This window comes from uncultured Thiodictyon sp. (genome assembly GCF_903946935.1).
In the GTDB taxonomy this organism is placed as follows: Bacteria; Pseudomonadota; Gammaproteobacteria; order Chromatiales; family Chromatiaceae; genus Thiodictyon.
Genome location: NZ_CAJAXH010000187.1, coordinates 1 through 3,140 on the forward strand (window position 1 = coordinate 1; position 3,140 = coordinate 3,140).

A 3,140-nucleotide genomic window follows, 5' to 3' on the forward strand; every position below is an offset into this window, starting at 1 on the left:
GCTCCGCCAAGCGCTCCAGCAGCCGCTTCGCACGGTCGTTGCGGCGCGTGTCGCCCAGGTCGATCGCCAGAAATTCCTCGTCTGCCCAGCCCATGCCGCCCCCAGAAACTATGATGGAGGCGATATTTTATACCGTACACTCAAAGTTGTGTGTAATCGGATGCGCTTAGCGGTGTCACGCATGTGTTGGGCGCTCTGCGCCCCGAGCGTCGGCGGCCGGAACCGTGACCAATGCCAACGAGGGCCTTGATCATCGTTCCGGCCAGCTGCAAGCCGTCATTCCGGCCGGGACGCCGGAATCCAGGCCAGGGATGGCAACGCTTACAGAAGTTCGGGGGCTCCATCTTGAAGCACCTGTTCGGCGACAGGACCGAAGAACTGGCGCGTGGTCGTGAAAAATTGGCTCAACTGTCCATTAATCGGTAACAGGTCAACGGCCGCCAGGTGGTAGAGACTCTGATCTTCGTCGAGATGCTGCTGCAACAGGGCATCGAGTTCGTCCCACCAGCGCCTGCGACGATTGACGAGAAATGGGCTGTTCAGGTTCAGCAGGTCCCTGGTATAAAGCGCCCTGTCGTAGTCATCCACTGAGAGCCCGTTCGCAGGCTCGACGCGGCCGTCTGAGAGATAGGCGAAGAAACGCGAGCACTCAGGGTCCAGGCAGGAAACAAACCGCTGGCTATCGTATTCATTGTGTTTGGCGTGCCCGCCAAATACTTCTTTGTCGAGCAGCGACTTGAGGTCATCACTTGATAAGGCGCTGGCAACCAGATTGCTATAGAGAAAGGTATCCGCAGGAAACTGGCTCTTGGGTTTGACGTGTTCGATGTGGTATCCGAACCCTTGCTGATCCGCGCGGATCTCAGAGTAGGCGCACAGCATGTACTGTTCGGACAGGAGGCATTTTTGAAGTTCGGCTTTGTGTCCGAAACTCGACCAGCGGGTCTTCGCATCATGAGGCGTTGTCGGCGGCCTGGCATCTGCCACTTGGAGATCGTGGGTTCCCTGCCCCCGCTTGCGAATCGCCCTCATCGTTTGAGTGCCTGCTGGCGTCTGATGCTCCGCTCGACACGCTGCAATTGCGGGTGATCCGGGCGCAGTTGGTCATTGAGGCGACCAAGCAGCCCTTTCGCCTCGTCGGTTTCGTATTGCCCCTGATCCACCAATTCAACCAGCCGCTTAAGGTCCGGCCTTTCCTTGATCGGCGGCTGCGGGTCGACCAGCATGATACTTTCCAGTACGTCGCTGCTGATTTCACCATAAGACGCCGCCAGTGGCATGCTTGCGACATAGGCCCCATCGATATTCTTGCCCAAGGTGCGAATATGCTCCTTGTGGATCGAAGTCAGGACCTGCGGGCTGTGCGTTGTCACAATGAACTGGATCTTCGGAAACGCTTCCTGAAAGCCGGCGAGAACCACTTGCTGCCATTGTGGGTGCAGATGCATGTCAATCTCATCGATCAGGACGATACCCTCGGTCTCCAATGGCGCGCGGGCACCTAGGTGCGGGTTCAGTCGGACACATCGATAAGCAATATCGCCGACCATCGCGACCATATTGCGTTGCCCGTCGCTGAGCTGATCGACTTTCAATTCGCCGAGCTCGGCGTGGGACATAACTAATGTTTGTTTGGCTGGACTGTATCGCAGCCCTGACCAACCGGCGTCTCTCATGAGTTGATCGACCGAGTTGGAAACAGCCCCCAGGATCTCGCTGTAGGGCGTACTGGACTGGAATAGGCCTAGCATTCCCTCGCGCTCGAACTTTTTTGTTTTTTCCTCAAAGTCTCCCGTGAAATTATAAAAGAACCAGTCCATGAAAGACGCATAATCGGATGCGGAGTCCAGACAGCCAAGATAAGCATAGGTACGCGAAAATACGCTGCTGCTTGTCTGGCGCTGCGGTGTCAATTTGCGCCGTATCCACAGCCGGCCAGTGCCGTAATATGCAAGGACAGGAAGCTGAAATTCTTTGCTAGTTTCGCTGTCGCATTCATCGTCGAGTCTGATCTTTGACTGATACGCAGACCCAGTTTCTGCCAATGGCTTGGCGTCCCGTGTTGTCGTCTTTGATCCGCCACTCACTTTTTCGCGGGACCGGCACCAATCAATTTCTTGGCCTCCGATAACAGCGCTGGCCGATATCACGGAAGGCAGCCGCGGCTCCATATTTTGAGGAGTCGCCTGCCCAGCGGAGTGAATCATGACATCGTCAATGTCAATACCGGACCCAGGCATTGTGCCGCTCACGACATCAAAAGCGTTAACGTACGGCCACAAGGCGATGCGGATCGCATCGAGAATAGTGGTTTTTCCCTGTCCGTTGGGGGCGATCAGGACGGTCAGATCCTCATCGAACGCAATGGTGAGCGTATCGAAGCAGCGAAAATTTTTCAACGTGAGTCGAGTCAGCCTCATAAGGATTTCTCACCATTCAATGGACGTTCCGCACCTGCCGGCGTGAAGCCGGAGGAGCGGCGCTTGTTCTCCTCCACGCTCAACAATCTCGAAAGAACTGTTGTCGAGCAGCGGCCTTGATCGTAAATCCGGCTAACGCCGCGCCGTCCGCGTTGGAGACATGACCGTAAATGATTGAAAAAAAATCGCTCTTGAGCCGGAGGCATGGGCGAGTGGCTGGACTTATGACCAAGGTCTCCGCTCCCTACCGGCTTGCCCTCTCCGGGGCGGGCTGGGGACCTCGAGCCAGGCGGAACCCCACATTACTGCCACGGAAGTTAGGCACCCAGCGGCCGCGCCGCGCGGACCGGCAGTCCCTGGCATGGCCGATCCAGCTACCGCGGCGCACCACGCGCTCCAGACCCGCAACATCTTCCCAGGGGTGACCATCCGTTGGGGCACCTCGATAGCTGTTGTGCCAATTGTCCTGGACCCACTCCCAGACGTTGCCGTGCATATCATAGAGCCCCCAGCGGTTGGACCGCTTTTTGCCCACGGGGCGGGTCTTACTGCCGGAGTTTGCATCAAACCAGGCATAGTCGCCTAGTACCGCAGGATGAAAATCCTAATACCGTTTCTGAAGAGCGCGTTGTAAGATGCAAACTTCGTGATCTACTCTGGTTTTTTCGATGCCCTTGCTTCGTCCTGCGCCTGTCCTCGTAACCGATCGCGAGCGTCAAC

General features: G+C 56.8%; 3 protein-coding genes and 1 pseudogene. All 4 read right to left on the bottom strand.

What is annotated here, in order from left to right; translation table 11 throughout:
- A partial coding sequence (locus QZX93_RS15980; RefSeq protein ID WP_295389198.1) for a transposase DNA-binding-containing protein occupies positions 1 to 94 on the bottom strand: 94 nt, incomplete at its 3' end.
- A gap of 227 nt (positions 95 to 321) precedes the next feature.
- Positions 322 to 1,032, bottom strand: a complete 711-nt coding sequence (locus QZX93_RS15985) for a retron system putative HNH endonuclease (protein WP_295389194.1) — start codon at positions 1,030 to 1,032, stop codon at positions 322 to 324.
- On the bottom strand, positions 1,029 to 2,420 hold the full coding sequence (locus tag QZX93_RS15990; RefSeq protein ID WP_295389196.1) for an AAA family ATPase: 1,392 nt from the start codon (positions 2,418 to 2,420) through the stop codon (positions 1,029 to 1,031). The genes QZX93_RS15985 and QZX93_RS15990 overlap by 4 nt, the downstream gene beginning before the upstream one ends.
- Positions 2,421 to 2,664: 244 nt before the next feature.
- Positions 2,665 to 2,976 (bottom strand): annotated as a pseudogene (locus QZX93_RS15995) (formylglycine-generating enzyme family protein); the annotation flags it as partial.
- Between the last annotated feature and the right edge of the window lie 164 nt (positions 2,977 to 3,140).

Coding starts and splice junctions, on each gene's coding strand:
- QZX93_RS15985 (WP_295389194.1), bottom strand. CDS start 1,032: ATGAGGGCGATTCGCAAGCGGGGGCAGGGAACCCACGATCTCCAAGTG.
- QZX93_RS15990 (WP_295389196.1), bottom strand. CDS start 2,420: ATGAGGCTGACTCGACTCACGTTGAAAAATTTTCGCTGCTTCGATACG.